Genomic DNA, 17,949 nt, shown 5'->3' with positions numbered 1-17,949 from the left:
ACGCCCGCGGGCTTATGATGGACGATAACGAGACGGAAAGGGGTCAGGTAGCATGGCCGAGGACAATAGGAACAAACCGCTGTACATGATCAGCGTGGCGGCCGAGCTGACCGGCATGCATCCGCAGACTCTGCGCGTCTACGAGTCCAAGGGTCTGGTGAACCCCCAGCGCTCGGGCGGCAACACGCGCCTGTATTCGCGTGCCGATATCGAGCGCCTGGAGCTCATCAACCAGCTGACCGACGAGGGCATCAACCTTGCCGGCGTGGTGCGCATCCTCGATATGAAGGAGCGTGCCGAGGAGCGCGAGCGCGAGAACGAAAAGCTCCGCGCCCGCATGCGCCAGCTCGAGGACGAGCTGCACGAGTACAAGATGCAGAAGAAGATCACCTCCCTGGCCCCGCGCGATGGCTCGGTTAATCCCGAACAGGTCATGCGTAAGCTACTGGGAGCCGGCGGGGATCTCTAGGTTCCGCCGTTCTACCGAACGGCGGACCGGCCGACGCTGCGCGCCGCCCAGAGCGACAATTTGTCATTCAAAAGGCAAGGCATGACCAGAAGGTCTATGCCTTGCCTTTTTCATGCCAACTTGTTCGCTCTGGACGTCGCTCGCTGTCCGTCCTCTACCTGCGGCGTTGCCATGGTCCGGATGCGGCACTTGGGGACGTTCCTCACTTTGGAAATGCGGCCCGCTCGCTGTCCATCCTCTACCTGCGGCGTTGCCTTGCTCCGGATGCGGTAGTCGTTGGTAGTCATTGGGGACGTTCTTAAATGACTAGTCGAAAGGGACGCTCTTGCACCAAATCTGCTGACCCACATCGGGCTCGTCCTGTACTTTACCGAGATAAAGTGAACGTGCAGATTCGTAACCCACTCGCAACCGTTCTATGGCACGATATTGAACGAATGCATGCTATGCGCCCAAATCTTTTGGGCAGAGTGGGAGACAGTATGGTCAAGCTGTACGAGGACGGCATCTACCTGCGCGGCGGCAGCGAGGTTGTGCCTGCGGCCGAGGCTGCCGAGCGCGGTATTACGCAGACGCCCGAGGATGCCAAGCGCGGCACCATCGCGTATTCGATCCTCCAGGCACACAATACGTCCGGCGACCCCGAGTCGCTCAAGATTCGCTTCGATGCCATGGCGAGCCACGACATCACCTTCGTCGGCATCATCCAGACGGCGCGTGCCTCGGGCATGGAGCAGTTCCCGCTGCCCTACGTGCTCACCAACTGCCATAACTCGCTGTGCGCCGTGGGCGGCACCATCAACGAGGACGACCACGTCTTTGGCCTTTCCGCGGCCAAAAAGTACGGCGGCATCTTCGTTCCGCCGCACATCGCCGTCATCCACTCCTTTATGCGCGAGAACTTCGCCGGTTGCGGCAAGATGATCCTGGGCTCCGACTCGCACACCCGCTATGGCGCCCTGGGCACCATGGCCGTGGGCGAGGGCGGCGGCGAGCTGGCAAAGCAGTTGCTGCGCGACACCTACGACGTTGCCTATCCCGGCGTCGTCGCTATCTACCTCACGGGCGCCCCGCGTCCCGGCGTCGGCCCGCACGACGTGGCGCTCGCCATCATCCGTGCCGTTTTTGCCAAGGGCTATGTCAAGAACAAGGTCATGGAGTTTGTGGGCCCCGGCATCGCGAGCATGACGACCGATTACCGCAACGGCGTCGACGTCATGACCACCGAGACCACCTGCCTGTCGAGCATCTGGGCCACTGACGAGGACACACACGCGTTTTTGGCCATGCACGGTCGCGGCGACGACTACCGCGAGCTCAAGCCCGCCGATGTCGCCTACTACGACGGTTGCGTCGAGGTCGATCTGTCGAGCATCAAGCCCATGATCGCGCTGCCATTCCATCCTTCCAACGGCTTTGAGATCGAGGAGCTCAACGAGAACCTCGAGGACATCCTGCATGAGGTGGAGCTCGAGGCCGCCAAGATCGGCGAGGGCAAGACGCACTTTAGCCTGCTCGACAAGATCGTCGACGGCAAGCTGCACGTGCAACAGGGCGTTATCGCCGGCTGCTCGGGCGGCAACTACGACTCCGTGGTCCAGGCTGCCCGCGTGCTCAAGGGCGCCAACACCGGCTGCGGCGAGTTCTCGCTATCGGTCTATCCCACGAGCCAGCCCGTGGCACTCGAACTTACGCGCCGTGGCTATATCTACGACCTTATGGAGGCCGGCGCGATCGTGCGCACGGCGTTCTGCGGTCCGTGCTTTGGTGCCGGCGACACGCCTGCCAACAACGGCCTGTCCATCCGCCACACCACGCGCAACTTCCCCAACCGCGAGGGTTCCAAGCCGGGCAATGGTCAGCTGAGCGCCGTGGCCCTAATGGACGCTCGCTCCATTGCGGCGACGGCCGCCAACGGAGGCGTCCTGACGCCGGCGACCGACCTGCCCGAGGAGACTTGGGACGAGGCCTGCGAGTACACCTTTGACGACGCGCCGTACAAAAAGCGCGTGTACTGGGGCTTTGGCAAGGCCGAGCCTGCTGACGAGCTGGTCGAAGGCCCCAACATCAAGCCGTGGCCCGCGATGGAGCCTCTCGGCGACGATATCCTGCTCAAGGTGTGCTCCAAGATCATGGACCCGGTCACCACGACCGACGAGCTCATTCCCTCGGGCGAGACGAGCTCCTTCCGCTCCAACCCGCTGGGCCTGGCAGAGTTTACGCTCAGCCGCCGCGATCCGGCCTACGTGGGTCGTTCCAAGGAGGTCGACGCCGTGGAGAAGCGCCGCGTTGCCGGCGAGGCGGCGGGCGATCTGGCGGCACTCGATGCCGAGCTTGCCGGCGTGTTTGAGGCGCTGGCCGGCGCCGGCGTCGCGGCCGATGCCAAGGCGACCGAGTACGGCTCCATGCTCTATGCCAAGAAGCCCGGTGACGGTTCTGCCCGCGAGCAGGCCGCGAGCTGCCAGCGCGTGATTGGCGGTCTGGCCAACATCGTCCACGAGTACGCCACCAAGCGCTATCGCTCCAATGTGATGAACTGGGGCATGGTGCCCTTCCAGATGGAGGCCGAGCCCAACTTTGAGGTGGGCGACTACGTCTTCGTGCCGGGTATCCGTGCCGCGCTCGATGGCGACCTGCAGAACATCGCCGCCTACGTGGTGCGCGCCGACGGCACGGTCGAGCAGATTGAGCTCTATATTGCCGATATGACGGCGGAGGAGCGTGCCATCGTCAAGGCCGGCTGCCTGATCAACTACAACAAGTTCAAGGCCGCTGCCGAGTAACGCACTTAATTGTCCGCCCGGGGCTTATCCTTTCCCGCCCGCTCACGCGCTTCGCGAGGGTCGCGTTCGGGAAAGGATAAGCCCCGGGCTACATTTCTGCGTTCTCGTTGGGTCTTGAGGGACGCTAATAAATAGACTTGCTTGATGCCGCCTCTGTTAATGGGGCGGCTTCTTTTTGTCGAGAACCGCCACAAAGGGGGACAGGCGCCTTTGTGGCGGTTCTCGGTTTGTCTCGTTCTGTAACAGGTAGACCTCTATTTGCCGAGTAGTTGTTACAGATTTAGATTTTCGATTCGGGTGTCTTCTGTTCGTCTCGATCTGTAACAGTTAGACCCTAATTTGCCGAGTAGATGTTACAGATTGAGACAAACGGGTGCCGCTGGTCATTTCATCTTGATTTGTAACATCTGGAGCCATAAACAGCCGCTAGATGTTACATATTGAGATAGTAAGGGGACGAGGCCGCAGCGGGTGAGCATGCCTGCTCCCTATCTCTTAATCACTCAGAAAATCTTATATATAGAGACTTAGATTTGTGTATAAGATCGTACAAAGCTGGCAACAATACTTCTCGGACAACGTGAAGCCGCCCCGTAGGGCGGCCGCCCCAAGAGAGGTGATTCCATGAGAATCGATAAGCTAGCAATGACGTCGCGCGAGGCGTTGCAGACCGCCATGAGCACAGCTGCCGACGCACAGGCCGGCGCGGTGGAGCCGATTCACCTGCTGTCCGCCCTGCTCGGTGCCGGCGAGCGCAATATCTCCGTGATTATCGAGCGCATCGGCGCCGACCCAGCCCAGCTTGCACACTCCACGCAAGATGCCATCGACCGCGCACCCAAGGTTTCGGGCGAGGGCCAGCAGATGGGCCTGTCCAACGAGCTCGTTCGCGTCATCGAGAAGGCCGAGAAAAAGGCCACCAAGATGGGCGACAGCTTCGTAGTGACCGAGCATCTGCTGATGGCGCTTGCCGAGGACAAAGGTGAGGCGGGCCGCGTGCTGCGCGACGCCGGCGTTACCAAGGAGCGTATCGAGCAAGTCTACGAGGAGCTGCGCGGCGATGACCGCGTGACGTCCGCCGAGGACAAGACCCAGTTTGAGGCACTGGAGCAGTACGGCCGCAACATCTGCGACCTGGCCCGTGCCGGCAAGCTCGATCCGGTTATCGGCCGTACCGACGAGATCCGTCGTACTATCCAGGTCCTGTCCCGTCGCACCAAGAACAACCCTGTGCTCATCGGTGAGCCGGGTGTCGGTAAAACGGCCATCGTCGAGGGCATCGCCCAGCGTATCGTGGCCGGCGACGTGCCGAGCACGCTGCGCGACCGCGACCTCATCGAGCTCGACATGAGCGCGCTGGTCGCCGGTGCCAAGTACCGCGGCGAGTTCGAGGACCGCTTGAAGGCCGTGCTCAAGGAAGTGCAAAAGTCCGAAGGCAAGGTCATCCTGTTCATCGATGAGCTCCACACCATTGTGGGCGCGGGTGCCACCGAGGGCTCCATGGACGCCGGCAACATCCTCAAACCGGCGCTCGCCCGCGGCGACCTGCACGCGATCGGTGCGACCACGCTCGACGAATACCGCAAGTACATCGAGAAGGACGCGGCGCTCGCCCGTCGTTTCCAGACCGTTATGGTGAGCGAGCCTACCGTCGAGGACACCATCTCGATTCTGCGTGGCCTCAAGGAGAAGTACGAGATCTTCCACGGCGTGCACATTACCGATAGCGCGCTCGTGGCCGCCGCCGACCTCTCCGATCGTTACATCGCCGACCGCTTCCTGCCCGACAAGGCCATCGACCTGGTCGATGAGGCCGCAAGCCGCCTGCGCATGGAGCTCGACAGCATGCCGGTCGAGATCGACGCCACCACGCGTCAGCTCACCCAGTTGCAGATTGAGGAACAGGCGCTCATGAAGGAGACCGACGACGCCTCCAAGGAGCGTCTGGAGACCCTGCGCCAGGAAATCGCCGAGGTCCAGGAAAAGCTCAACGTGCAAAAGGCCGGTTGGCTCAACCAAAAGAACGCCATCGACCATGTGCAGGAGCTCAAGGGCCAGCTCGATGAGGCCAAGAGCGAAGAGGAACGTGCGACACGCAACGGAGACTTGGGCCGTGCGTCCGAGCTGCGTTACTCCGTGATTCCGGGTCTGCAGCAGCAGATTCAGGATTCCGAGGCCGCGCTCGAGGCACAAAAACAGCAGGACGGTGAAGGCCTCAACGAGCAGGTGACCTCCGACGAGATCGCCGAGGTCGTGAGCGCCTGGACCGGTGTGCCCGTCTCCAAGATGATGCAGGGTGAGCTCGACAAGCTGAAGGGCTTGGAAGGCGAGCTGCATAAGCGCGTCATCGGCCAGGATGAGGCCGTCTCCGCCGTCGCCGCGGCCGTGCGCCGTAGCCGTGCGGGCCTCTCCGATCCGGACAAGCCCATCGGCAGCTTCTTCTTCCTGGGCCCCACCGGTGTGGGCAAGACCGAACTCGCCAAGGCGCTGGCCGAGTGCCTGTTCGATGACGAGCGCGCGCTCGTGCGTATCGACATGTCCGAGTACATGGAGAAGTTCAGCGTTCAGCGTCTGATTGGTGCGCCCCCGGGATACGTGGGCTACGACGAGGGCGGGCAGCTCACCGAGGCCGTGCGCCGTCGTCCGTACTCCGTGATCTTGCTCGACGAGATGGAGAAGGCTCATCCGGATGTCTTCAACGTGCTGCTGCAGGTGCTCGACGACGGTCGTCTGACCGATGGTCAGGGTCGTCAGGTGTCCTTCAAGAACACGATCATCATCATGACGTCCAACGTGGGCTCCAAGGCCATCGCCGATCTTTCGGGCAAGGACGAGGAGGAGATGCGCCATCAGGTTGACGCGGCCATGGCTCAGACTTTCCGTCCCGAGTTCCTCAACCGTATCGACGATATCGTGGTGTTCCATCCGCTCGGCATGGCGCAGATCGAAAAGATCGTCGATATTCAGCTCGCCGACGTCCGCGCACGTCTGGCCAAGGAGCGCATGACGCTTGCCATCACCCCGGCGGCCAAGCAGATGCTCGCCGTGGGCGGTCTGGACCCGGTCTTTGGTGCCCGTCCGCTCAAGCGTCTGGTGCAGCGCGAGGTCGTGGACGCCATCGCCGCCGCTATCATCGACGGTACGGTGCGCGAGGGTGATCAGGTGACGGTTGACGTCGACAAGGACGGTGCCTTTACCGTCGTGTGCGATAACACGCCGTCTGCCACCTATGAGGTGCCCGACGCCGAGTAGATTGTTGGGCCATGCCTTAAAATCTACCTTTTGTGCCAAACGCCAAGGGCGGCGGATCCAATTGGGTCCGCCGCCCTTTTTCGTGCGACAATCGATGGTGTTGAACATGAGTACATGGCAAGGAGCTATGCAGATGAAAGACGAGAACGAGACGAACGCACCGGCGCCTGAGTCAGCGCCCGCCGCACCCAAGCCTGCGCCTAAGCCGGCACCCAAGCCGCGCGACCCCTACATCCGTGCCGAGAACGAGGACGACGACGGCTACGATCCCTACAGCGATCGCCGCCCCGAGCGCGAGCCGATGTTCGAAGCCGACCCGTGGCGCTAACTCCTGCAGGGTAGCTAATTTGGGACGGGGCTTTTTTAGCTGCCCCGGCTGGTAATGTGCCGGTTTAGTCGATTAACGGTCGGGGCAGCTAAAAAGCCCCGTCCCAAATTAGCTACCCTCGCTGCGGCCGGCTAGTCTTGGGCCTTGATGCTTGGCATCAGAATCTGAGCGAGGTAGTCGGTCTCGAGTTTGGTCGCGGCGTCTGCCTTGCCGTCTTTACCGACCAGTACGTTCTTGATCTGGCTATAGGTATAGCGGTTGCCGGTTGTAAGCTCGACAAGCTCAATGGCCGTGTCCATGGGGTAGGTCGACACGGGGTCTTGCGTGCGCCCGTTGATGGTCTGGGGCACCACATACGGATAGACGGGGCCGCTGGCGTAGACCGTGTAGCCGTTGCCAAGGCTTGCCGCACCTAAAACCGTATCGCCCTTATCGGGCGTAAAGCTCTCGCCGTCGCGCACTGCGACAAGCGTCACGATCGGCGTATTGCTGTCGCTGGCAAGATAGATGCACAACGTATTGCCGTTTTGCCAAGTCGCGACTTTGCCGTACCACTCAACGGGAATATCGAGCTGATACAGGTTCGTTGCCTTATGCCGAGCATCGGCGTCGCGGGCCGCCTGCGCCTCGCGGGAACTCATGGCATTGACGGCGGCGTCACGGCGCGCGGTTGCCGCCTGCTGGAGCACCTTTGCGACCGCGGCAGAGCTCGCGCCGCCCTCCTCGGCGTACTTGGCCGCGGCATCGATCTGGTCGTCGGTCACCGTGTCTGCCGAAGGTACCTTAAGCTTAAAGGATGCCTGAGCGCTCAGGTCCTGCCCGTCGCTCTTTACGCTAACCTGCGCCTTGGTGGTCGGCACGGTGTAAATGGTACCGTCAGCTGCGATGGGGGACCCAGCGATGGAGAGCGTATAGTCGCCAGGCAGCAGCTTAATACCGCGACCGTGCTCATCAACATAGAGCGTCTCGCTCACGGAGGAGCCGTCAGAGTCTTGCCCGCTCACCTGCACGGGAATCTTGGAGCCGGTGGAACAGTCGAGCCCTGCGGCATGTACGCCAATCTGCACCGACATCATGGTGTGGGCGTTGACGGCAGCGATGGCGGCCTGTTCTTGTTGGTATCCGTTCCAAGCGGCATAGCCCGCGCCGCCGGCAACGAGCGCGGCGGCAACGACGCCGGCAACCATCAAATTGCGTCGCTTGGGCGACATCTTGTGATGGCGAGCCTTGGCTTCGCGTGCCGAGGGAACGGACGGCAGGGGAATATCGCCCATGGCGATGGTCTCGTCGACGGCCGGCGCAGAACCCAGGCCAGGAAGCTCGCGGGTGAGCGAGTCATCGGCAGGCAAGCTGCCAAGCAGGGCGGTCTCTTCTCCCGAGGCGGATTCCGACTGGACGTCGTCCTTGCTATCGTCCTCTTCGGCTTCGGCCTCGTCAGAAGCGTCTTTGGCGTCGCTGCCTTCGTCCTCAGTGCCTTCGCGCACCTCGTCCTGCGCGTCGACGGCCAAATCGCTCAACGAGAGCTCGTCTAGCGCAATCCGGTCAAGGCTCTCCAAGGCCTCGGCACATGCTTCCGCATCCTGGGCCGCATCCTCGCGGCCACGTGTCTCATCGCTCATATATCCCCCAATGCAATATCGGCTCAACACTGTACCCAAAAATGGAGCCATATAAAGCGCATGCGAAATATAAGATCCGATTTAACCCGAGCGTATCGTTCAGCCGCATCCTCGCGGCAGCAAAAGGCCCCCGGAACGCGAACGAATCACGTTTCGGGGGCTCTGCAGTGCGTTGAGTTGCGCGGAGCCGGCTATGCCGCTTCGTGCTCAAGCGATGTTTGCGTCAGGCGCGTTACTCGGCGTGCGCGTAATCAACCTTGGCGCGACGGGCAGTGGCCTTCTCCCAATCGCTGGTGCCCTCAAAGACATCCTGCTTGTAGGGGTTGCGGCTGAGCTTCTTGGCACGGTAGGCGACGTAGATGATCGCGGCGATGTTGGCGACCAGTGCGACGATCGAGACCGCGGTGGCGGCGCCGGGGTCGAGCGTGGAGTGCGTCACAAAGATGGACTCCTCCTGGAAGTAGGGGAACACCTGGGCAAACATGCACCAAATGGCCAGCGTAAAGGCGCGGTTCTGGATCCAGCCGCCCTTGTTCCAGATAAAGGCGGCGACGGTGGGCGCCAGCAGCAGCGCAAAGCCGCAGAACCAGGAGTGGGTGGGCAGGCAGTTGTAGGTGTAGCAGAAGTTCCAGATATCGTAGGCGATGATGTAGACCCAGGTCATGTCGGGCCACAGCATGTCGGTCTTGTCCTCGGAGGCGTAGACGCTCCACCAACCGGTCATGCAGAAGATGTTGATGATGCCCGCGATGCCGTTGAACACGTTGTTCCAGCCGGCCAGCTGCGTAGCACCTTCGGAGGTGACCCAGGTGGACTCGCCCAGGACAAAGAAGTGATAGGCGCTCTCAAAGTCGGACACGACGGCGATCAAGATGTTGATGGCGACGATCACAAACGGCCATGCGCGGAACCAATGCGCCTTGCCGATCTTGCCCCACTGGTACTTAATGGCAATGAAGCCCCAGCAGCCGGCCAGCGCCGCGTATACCTTGGCGTAATGGAACCAGCTGTTCTGGTATACATGGGTGGGGTTGGTGAGCGCCCACTCGGCACCCTGCGAAACGCCGACGGCGATGGCGATGCAGTAGATGGTCATGGCCAGCGGAGCCACGCCAAAGATGATGGCCGCGCCGAGCTTGGTACGGCGGCCGACCTCGTTGAGTACGATCAAGCCGATAAAGACCATCGCCCAGCCGGCCCAGTGGATAAGGGTATCGCTACCCCAAACATCGAACAGCATGCTGCTCTCCTTTCATACGCCCGCGGCCCCTCTTCCGTCGCGGGCAGTTTGGCCAAATGTCATCAGTTCCTGGGCTTGCGCTCGGAATACTTGGCGGTGTAGCCCTCGATGTGGAGTGTCGAGGCGATAATCTCCTTAACCGTCTCGTCGGGCACATCGGGGTGCGTGCGGATGTACATCAACAGCCCCATGATGAGGGTGTAAAACGTCTCGTAGACATGGTCGATGCGCAGGTCATGATGGGCGACAAAGTCCACCACGGTGGTGTCGCAGATGTATTGCGCCACGCGCTGGACCACGTTGTGCAGAAAGCCGCCGTAGAGCGCGCCGCTGCTCGAGATGAGCGTGCTCGGCAGCTCGTGGCCGCTCACAACCAGGCGCTTAAAGAGCGGGGCGACGGTGTCGAGTGCGCCCTCGATATCACCGACGATGCGGCTGGCATTCCACTGCTCGAGCTCGGAGATAAAACCGTCGATTGCCTCGTCCATGACGGCGGTGACGGCGGCGTCCATGTCGACGAAGTAGTGGTAGAACAGCGAGCGCGTGCAGCCGGCTCGCTTGGTCACGGCCGAGACGGATAGATGGGACACGCCCAGCTCGGAGCTCACGGCGCGCACGGCGGCGAGAATCTCGCGACGGCGCTCGTCACCTGTCAGGCGCTTTGCCGCGCTGTCGGGCGTGGGGACGGCGTCGGCCACAGGGGTGTTCGCTGCGTTATCGCTCATGCGCTTGCCGCCTTTCATCCGTTTGGGCCCGACCGTTCGCCTAATAGTCTTGAATAGTGTTGACGGTTCGTCAATACTATTTTTGACATAATGTCAACAATGGCGGGTGAACGGCATGGGGGCATGCCCGGCCTGCAAAAAAGAGGGGCGCTGCGGCCTCGTCGGGCTGCGGCAAGAGAAGGGACAACCATGATTCTCAACGGACCGGGAATTAGCTACACCGAGCCCGACATCGGTTCGGAGTTCGTGCCGCCGCTGCCGGAGCATCCGCGCGAGGCCATTGTCAAGCTGTGCGAGCATTGCACCAACCGTCTGCTGCATCGCGACGAGCTGCTGGGCTACGAGTACTGGTCGTTTGCCGAGGCCGCAACCGACGAGCAGGCCGAAGTGCTCTGCAAGATGAAGATGCGCCGTCCCTATACGCTGCCCGAGATGGCCAAGCTCACCGGCATGCCCGAGGCCCAGATCGAGAAGATGCTCGACGACATGAGCTACACAGGTCTGCTCGAGTACAACTGGGAAAATCCCGAGCGCGCCAAGCAGTGGGTACTGCCCATGCTGGTGCCGGGTTCCGCCGAGTTCCTCAACATGCGCGTGGGCCAGCTCGAGGAGCATCCGGTCTATGCCAAGTTCTTTGAGCAGGCGTCCAAGGGGCCGCTGTCCAAAGCCACGCCGATGGTGCCGCCCGGAGGAGCCGGCATTGGCATGCACGTCATTCCGGTCGAGAAGGCTATCGATGCTTCGAGCACCTCGGTGCCGATCGAGCATATCGAGCATTGGCTCGACAAATACGAGGGCAAATATGCCGCCAGCACCTGCAGCTGCCGCGCGAGCCGTCGTGTGATGGGCGAGGGCTGCGCCGACGACCCCGCCGACTGGTGCATTGCCGTGGGCGATATGGCCGACTATGTGGTTGAGACCGACCGCGGCCATTATGTGACGCGTGAGGAGGTCTATGACATCTTGCGCCAGGCCGAGGACAACGGCTTTGTGCACCAGATCACCAATATCGACGGCGAGAACAAGATCTTCGCCATCTGCAACTGCAACGTCAACGTGTGCTATGCCCTGCGCACCTCGCAGCTGTTCAACACGCCCAACCTGTCGCGCTCGGCCTATGTCGCCAAGGTCGAGAAGGACAAGTGCGTAGCCTGCGGTCGCTGCGTTGAGGTGTGCCCGGCTGGTGCCGTCAAGCTCGGCCAGAAGCTCTGCAGCAAAAAGGCCGGCGGACAGGTGCCCGAGTATCCGCGCCAGGAGCTGCCCGATGCCACCAAGTGGGACCACACCAAGTGGTCGCCCAACTACCGCAACGACAACCGCATCGAGACACACGATTCCGGCACCGCGCCCTGCAAGACGGCCTGCCCCGCGCACATTGCCGTTCAGGGCTATCTGAAGCTCGCGGCGCAGGGCCGCTATGACGAGGCGCTAGCGCTCATCAAGCGCGAGAACCCGCTGCCCGCTATCTGCGGCCGTGTGTGCAATCGCCGCTGCGAGGATGCCTGCACCCGCGGTCGCGTGGACGAGGCCGTGGCCATCGACGAGGTCAAGAAGTTTATCGCCCAGCGCGATCTGGATGCCGCGACCCGCTATGTCCCACCTGTGGTGACCCCGACGCGCGCCGGCGGCTTCGACCAGAAGATCGCCATCATCGGTGCCGGTCCGGCCGGCCTGTCCTGCGCTTTCTACCTGGCCGAGAAGGGCTACAAGCCCGTCGTGTTCGAGAAGAATGAGCGCCCGGGCGGCATGCTCACCTATGGCATTCCCAGCTTTAAGCTGCAGAAGGATGTTATCGAGGCCGAGGTCGAGGTCATTCGCCTGATGGGCGCCGAGTTCCGCTATGGCGTGGAGGTCGGTCGCGATGTGACGCTCGACGAGCTGCGCGAGCAGGGCTTTAAGGCCTTTTATGTTGCCATTGGCTGCCAGGGCGGCCGCCTCGCCGGTATTCCGGGCGAGGATGCCGAGGACGTGACCGTGGCCGTCGACTTTTTGCGCAAGGTCAACAGTGGCAAGATCGACGCGCTGTCCGGCCGCACCATCGTGGTGGGCGGCGGCAACGTGGCTATCGACGTCGCGCGCAACGCCTGCCGTCTGGGTTCCGAGCACGTTGAGATATTCTGCCTGGAGAGCGAGGCCCAGATGCCCGCCAGCGAGGAGGAGCGTCGCGAGGCCGTTGAGGACGGCGCCCACATCAGCTGCGGCTGGGGCCCCAAGGAGGTCCATCTGGACGAGGCCGGTCGTGTGTGCGGTATCACCTTCAAGCGCTGCACGCGTGTCTTTGACGACGAGGGCCGTTTTGCGCCCGAGTACGACGAGAACGACCTGCGTCGTGTCGACGCCGACCGCGTGGTCATGTCGATCGGTCAGTCCATCGTGTGGGGCGACCTGCTGGCTGGCTCCAAGGTGGAGCTTGGCCGTGGCCAGGGTGCCCTTGCCGATCCTCAGACCTACCAGACCGCCGAGCCCGACATCTTTGTGGGCGGCGACGTCTACACCGGTCCGAGCTTTGCCATCAACGCCATCGCTGCCGGTCACGAGGCCGCCGTGTCCATCCACCGCTTTGTGCAACCGGGCTCCACGCTCACCATCGGCCGCAACCAGCGCCGCTACATCGCGCTCGACCGCGACGATGTCGTGATCGAGAGCTATGACAACGCGAGCCGCGAGGTGGCACATGTCGACCGCGAGCGCGAGAAGGCCGCGCCGTTTAGCGAGTACGTCGAGACCTTTACCGAAGAGCAGGTGCGCGCCGAGACCGCCCGTTGTCTGGGCTGCGGCGCCTCGATCGTCGACCCCAACAAGTGCATCGGCTGCGGTCTGTGCACTACCAAGTGCGCGTTCGATGCCATCCACCTGGATCGCGACCGCCCCGAGTGCTCCACGATGGTCAAATACGAGCAAAAGCTCCCCAGCTTGGGTAAGTACGCGCTCAAGCGTGCCATCAAGATCAAATTCGGGAAGAAGTAATGAGGTTCCGCCGTTCTAACGAACGGCGGCACTGCCGACGCTGCGCGGCGCCCAGATACCCCATCTTGCCCCTCAACTGCGGCGCCGCGGGCAAAAAGCCCAGCGGACGCCTTGTTTCGGGGCAACCTGGGGCACCTGGATCGCCGCTCGCTGACGTTTGGCTGACATCGCATCAACCGTTGCCGAAAGGTTTCTACCTTGCATGAATTGGGAATCGTCTATCACATTATTCGCGATGTCGAGAACGTGGCGCGCGCCAATGGCGTGAGTCGCGTTTCGAGCGTCACGCTGCTGCTGGGCGAGGTCTCGGGCGTCGTTCCCGACTTGCTGCTCGACGCTTGGCGCTGGGCGGCAGATAAAAAGCCTATCACCGAGGGCGCGGAGCTTATCGTGGAGCCTGTCGAGGCCGTGACGCATTGCGAGGCGTGCGGCCGCGACTATGCGACGGTCGAGCACGGCAAGATCTGCCCCCATTGCGGTAGCGGCGAGACATACCTGCTGCAGGGCCAGGAGGTCATGATCAAGCAGATTGAGACCCCCGACGAGGACCCGGCAGATGCTGCTCCCGACGGCCTCTCCGACGCCCCCGATGCCGTCGACGCTGCCAACCCCCTCCACATCGTCTAGCCCCTAGTCGTTGGGGACGTTCTTGTTTGACTAGTCGTTTAAGAACGTCCCCAATGACTACTTACGTTAGTGCACAAGTCACGCTAATAGTCAAGTTATGTCTGTTTAAACAAAATAACTGCAGTACAAGCGCATTTGCGCTTGCCTAAAATCGATATTAATGACCAGCCTGCTTGTATCTGTAAAATGAATGGCTTGATAAGTGACGCCATGGCGTGTAATCCGTCAAAAAGCAGTAACGTAATCAACTTGTAACAAACCTAGACGTTTAAACAAATTATCCAATCATTCGCATTTTTCTCTATAATTTTACAGGACGAACAGGTATACTCCTTTCATGTCGTGTAGGAAATACGTAGACAAAGAGGAGGTTATGTGATGGTAAGTATTGTTCTTGCTAGCCACGGGGACTTGGCAGCCGGAATCAAGCAGACGGGCTCGATGGTCTTTGGCGATCAGCCGTCTGTGGCCGTGGTCTCGCTCGAGCCGAGCATGGGCCCCGACGACTTCCGTGCCAAGGTCGAGGAAGCAATCGCTTCCTTCGAGGACCAGGAGCAGGTGCTCTTCCTCGTTGATCTGTGGGGCGGCACGCCGTTCAACCAGATCAGCGGTCTCATCGAGGGCCACGATTCCTGGGCTATCGTCACCGGTGTCAACCTGCCTATGCTCATCGAGGCATATTCGCAGCGCTTTGACGCAAAGAACACTGCACATGCGATCGCAAAACATCTCGTGACTGAGGCTAAGGCTGGCGTGCGCGTCAAGCCCGAGTCTCTGGAGCCCGAGGAGAAGAAGCCGGCCACGGCCGCCGCTGCTCCTGCAGGCGCCATCCCTCCGGGAACGGTCATCGGCGATGGGCACATCAAGATCGCCCACGTCCGTATCGACACCCGTCTGCTGCATGGTCAGGTGGCCACCACGTGGACCAAGCAGATCAACCCCAACCGCATCATCGTGGTTTCCGACGGCGTTGCTCACGACGAGCTCCGCAAGACCATGATCGAGCAGGCTGCCCCTCCGGGAGTCCATGCCAACGTCGTGCCCATCAAGAAGATGGCCGAGGTTGTCAAGGACACGCGCTTTGGTGACACCAAGGCCATGCTGCTCTTTGAGAACCCGCAGGATCTGCTCAAGGCTATCGAGGCCGGCGTCGACATCAAGGAAGTCAACATCGGTTCCATGGCTCACTCCAAGGGCAAGGTCGTCGTCACCAACGCCGTCGCTATGGGCGATGACGACGTCAAGACTCTCGAGGCCCTCAAGGCCAAGGGCGTCAAGTTCGAGGTCCGCAAGGTTCCTTCGGATTCCTCCGAGGATCTCGACGCCATGTTGAAGAAAGCTAAGGCCGAACTGGCCGCTCAAGCATAGTAAAGGAGGGTCCGATACATGTCTGCAATCACTATTCTGCTTGTTGCGATTGTCGCGTTGCTTGCCGGTATGGAAGGCATTCTGGATGAGTTCCAGTTCCATCAGCCGCTCGTGGCATGCACGCTTATCGGTCTCGTAACCGGTCACCTTCAGGAGGGCATCCTCCTGGGCGGTTCGCTCCAGATGATGGCCCTTGGCTGGGCTAACGTCGGCGCCGCCGTCGCGCCTGACGCCGCTCTGGCCTCGGTCGCTTCTTCGATTATCATGGTGCTCGCCCTCAACGGTGGCGCCACCGATTCGGCCAAGGCCGTTACCGCCGCCATCGCCGTCGCAGTCCCGCTGTCGGTCGCTGGCCTGTTCCTGACCATGATCTGCCGTACCCTGGCTACCGCTATCGCTCACGCCATGGACGGTTGCGCCGAGAAGGGCGACTTCTCCGGCATCGAGCGCTGGCAGTACGCCGCCATCCTCATGCAGGGCCTTCGTATCGCCATCCCGGCAGTACTTCTGTGCATCATCCCGGCCGAGGCGGTTACCAACGCGCTTAACGCTATGCCCGACTGGCTGTCCGGCGGCATGGCTGTCGGCGGCGGCATGGTCGCCTCCGTCGGTTACGCCATGGTCATCAACATGATGGCCACCAAGGAGACCTGGCCGTTCTTCATCCTCGGCTTTGTCCTTGCTGCCATCCCTCAGCTCACGCTGATCGCTCTTGGCCTCATCGGCATCTCCCTTGCCCTCATCTACCTTGGCCTCAAGGATCTGGCCAAGCAGGGTGGCGGCATGGGCGGTGGCTCTGGTGACCCGCTCGGCGACATTCTGAACGATTACGAGTAGGAGGGGAGTGATACATATGGCAGAGAACAAGATTCAGCTCACCAAGGCTGACCGCAAGAAGGTTTGCTTCCGTCATCAGTTCCTTCAGGGCTCGTGGAACTACGAGCGTATGCAGAATGGCGGCTGGTGCTTCGCAATGATCCCTGCGATCAAGAAGCTCTACACCAGCAAGGACGACCAGATTTCCGCGCTTAAGCGCCACCTGGAGTTCTATAACACCCATCCCTATGTTTCCGCCCCCGTCATTGGCGTTACCCTCGCTCTCGAGGAGGAGCGCGCCAACGGTGCACCGATCGATGACGTCGCCATTCAGGGCGTCAAGGTCGGTATGATGGGCCCGCTCGCCGGCGTCGGCGACCCCGCCTTCTGGTTCACCCTTCGCCCGATCCTGGGCGCTCTGGGCGCTTCCCTGGCCCTGTCCGGCAGCATCGCCGGTCCGCTGCTGTTCTTCTTCGCGTGGAACATCATCCGTTACGCCTTCCTGTGGTACACGCAGGAGTTTGGCTATAAGGTCGGCTCCTCCATCGCCAAGGACCTCTCCGGCGGTCTGATGGGCAAGGTCACCGAGGGTGCTTCCATCCTGGGTATGTTCATCATCGGCGCCCTGGTCGAGCGCTGGGTGTCCATCTCCTTCACCCCGGTCGTCTCCAAGGTCACGCAGTCTGCCGGCGCCTTCATTGACTGGGCTAACCTGCCTTCCGGTGCCGAGGGCATCAAGGAAGCGCTGACGATGTACAACTCCGTCGGTGCTACCGCCCTTGATCAGGTGAAGGTCACCACGCTTCAGGCTAACCTCGATCAGCTCATCCCCGGCCTTGCTGCCGTGTGCCTGACGCTGTTCGTCTGCAAGCTGCTCAAGAAGAAGGTCAGCCCGATCGTCATCATCCTGGCTCTCTTCGCCGTCGGTATCATCGGTCGCGTTTGCGGCTTCATGTAAGCACGCTTCGGCTTAAGACCGAGAGTTGCTAGGCAAGGGCTTTTGAGCCATTGAAACGGACCGCACCCGGTGGGTACACTGGATGCGGTCCGATTGTTTTATTTGGAGGGCGAGGCGCGCATGGCGCAATCTCAGAACAGCACGGTCGATCTGGCAACACCGGCAACCTGCCTGATGGGGCTTACCAGCCACGGTAACGTGATGGTGGGCAATAAGGCGTTCGAGTATTACAACGAGCGCAATCCCGAGGATTTTATTCAAATTCCGTGGGACGAGGTCGACTATATTGCCGCCGAGGTTTTGCGCGGCACTAAGAAGATCACGCGTTTTGCTATCTTTACCAAGGATAACGGCCACTTTACGTTTTCGACGCGCGACGACAAAGAGACGCTTCGTGCAGTTCGCAAATACGTCGACGAGGATAAGCTTGTGCGTTCGCCCGACTTTATCGATGTGACGGCCAAGGGCGCCAAGAGCATACCCTCCGTTATCAAAGGCCTTTTCCATAAAGGCAACTAGTCGCCTGCGACATTCTTATACGACTAGTCATTAAAGAACGTCCCCAATGACTACCCGTAGCTCTTCGCGGGATTCGCTGGGGAAATATCATCCCAGTTTGAGCGCCTATTCTGGGATGCAGTTTCCGGAACAGGCTCATTTGGGAAACCATATCCCGTTTCGAGCTCGGGACTGCGGACAAAAAGTTGGACCGTTGAGGTCCGGAACGGAGTCCGCATGGCATACAGTAGGAGAATGGTGGAGAGGGCCAGGGCGCTTCGCGGCGCCGGGCTCACCGT

The 17,949-nt window shown here is 61.2% G+C and carries 13 protein-coding genes; 10 read left to right on the top strand and 3 right to left on the bottom strand.

The window, feature by feature from the left end:
• Positions 1-52 precede the first annotated feature (52 nt).
• The 4 genes from ACTQXM_RS04150 (at position 53) to ACTQXM_RS04135 (ending at position 6,832) form a co-directional block, all read left to right on the top strand.
• Complete coding sequence (locus tag ACTQXM_RS04150) at positions 53-469, top strand: heat shock protein transcriptional repressor HspR (RefSeq protein WP_427719306.1); 417 nt, start codon at positions 53-55, stop codon at positions 467-469.
• A gap of 482 nt (positions 470-951) precedes the next feature.
• Complete coding sequence (locus ACTQXM_RS04145; protein ID WP_441049043.1) at positions 952-3,252, top strand: hydratase; 2,301 nt, start codon at positions 952-954, stop codon at positions 3,250-3,252.
• Between the two features lie 624 nt (positions 3,253-3,876).
• Positions 3,877-6,504 carry an ATP-dependent chaperone ClpB gene (gene clpB / locus ACTQXM_RS04140; RefSeq protein WP_154518122.1) on the top strand — a complete coding sequence of 876 codons (2,628 nt, stop codon included), beginning with the start codon at positions 3,877-3,879 and terminating at the stop codon, positions 6,502-6,504.
• A gap of 133 nt (positions 6,505-6,637) precedes the next feature.
• Positions 6,638-6,832 (top strand): hypothetical protein, encoded by a 195-nt coding sequence (locus ACTQXM_RS04135; protein WP_229770727.1) that lies wholly within the window; start codon positions 6,638-6,640, stop codon positions 6,830-6,832.
• Between the two features lie 131 nt (positions 6,833-6,963).
• Here the strand turns inward: ACTQXM_RS04135 and ACTQXM_RS04130 are convergent, their stop codons facing one another.
• The 3 genes from ACTQXM_RS04130 to ACTQXM_RS04120 all read right to left on the bottom strand — a co-directional run bounded on the left by ACTQXM_RS04130 (position 6,964) and on the right by ACTQXM_RS04120 (position 10,416).
• Complete coding sequence (locus ACTQXM_RS04130) at positions 6,964-8,451, bottom strand: hypothetical protein (RefSeq protein ID WP_441537073.1); 1,488 nt, start codon at positions 8,449-8,451, stop codon at positions 6,964-6,966.
• A 232-nt stretch (positions 8,452-8,683) separates the two neighbouring features.
• Complete coding sequence (locus ACTQXM_RS04125) at positions 8,684-9,691, bottom strand: DUF5692 family protein (RefSeq protein ID WP_441049041.1); 1,008 nt, start codon at positions 9,689-9,691, stop codon at positions 8,684-8,686.
• A gap of 62 nt (positions 9,692-9,753) precedes the next feature.
• Positions 9,754-10,416: a TetR/AcrR family transcriptional regulator gene (locus ACTQXM_RS04120; RefSeq protein ID WP_427719312.1), complete on the bottom strand. Its 663-nt coding sequence runs from the start codon at positions 10,414-10,416 to the stop codon at positions 9,754-9,756.
• A gap of 189 nt (positions 10,417-10,605) precedes the next feature.
• On the opposite strand from ACTQXM_RS04120, the gene ACTQXM_RS04115 reads away from it, so the two are divergent.
• From ACTQXM_RS04115 to ACTQXM_RS04090, 6 genes are all read left to right on the top strand, one after another.
• A complete protein-coding gene (locus ACTQXM_RS04115; RefSeq protein ID WP_441049040.1) occupies positions 10,606-13,383 on the top strand; it encodes an FAD-dependent oxidoreductase in 2,778 nt (925 codons plus the stop codon).
• A 198-nt stretch (positions 13,384-13,581) separates the two neighbouring features.
• Positions 13,582-14,010 (top strand): hydrogenase maturation nickel metallochaperone HypA/HybF, encoded by a 429-nt coding sequence (locus tag ACTQXM_RS04110; RefSeq protein ID WP_441041753.1) that lies wholly within the window; start codon positions 13,582-13,584, stop codon positions 14,008-14,010.
• Positions 14,011-14,388: 378 nt separating this feature from the next.
• On the top strand, positions 14,389-15,378 hold the full coding sequence (locus ACTQXM_RS04105) for a PTS sugar transporter subunit IIB (RefSeq protein WP_154518426.1): 990 nt from the start codon (positions 14,389-14,391) through the stop codon (positions 15,376-15,378).
• Between the two features lie 18 nt (positions 15,379-15,396).
• Positions 15,397-16,215 (top strand): PTS mannose/fructose/sorbose transporter subunit IIC, encoded by an 819-nt coding sequence (locus ACTQXM_RS04100; RefSeq protein ID WP_055285302.1) that lies wholly within the window; start codon positions 15,397-15,399, stop codon positions 16,213-16,215.
• 16 nt (positions 16,216-16,231) lie between these two features.
• Positions 16,232-17,152 (top strand): PTS system mannose/fructose/sorbose family transporter subunit IID, encoded by a 921-nt coding sequence (locus ACTQXM_RS04095; RefSeq protein WP_154518429.1) that lies wholly within the window; start codon positions 16,232-16,234, stop codon positions 17,150-17,152.
• Positions 17,153-17,272: 120 nt separating this feature from the next.
• Positions 17,273-17,671: a DUF956 family protein gene (locus tag ACTQXM_RS04090; RefSeq protein ID WP_427719318.1), complete on the top strand. Its 399-nt coding sequence runs from the start codon at positions 17,273-17,275 to the stop codon at positions 17,669-17,671.
• Positions 17,672-17,949 lie beyond the last annotated feature (278 nt).

Source organism: Collinsella sp. LCP19S3_D3, from assembly GCF_052121455.1.
Taxonomy (GTDB): domain Bacteria; phylum Actinomycetota; class Coriobacteriia; order Coriobacteriales; family Coriobacteriaceae; genus Collinsella.
Note: the sequence above shows the minus strand (reverse complement) of the source record. Positions and strands in the feature narration are given on the sequence as shown.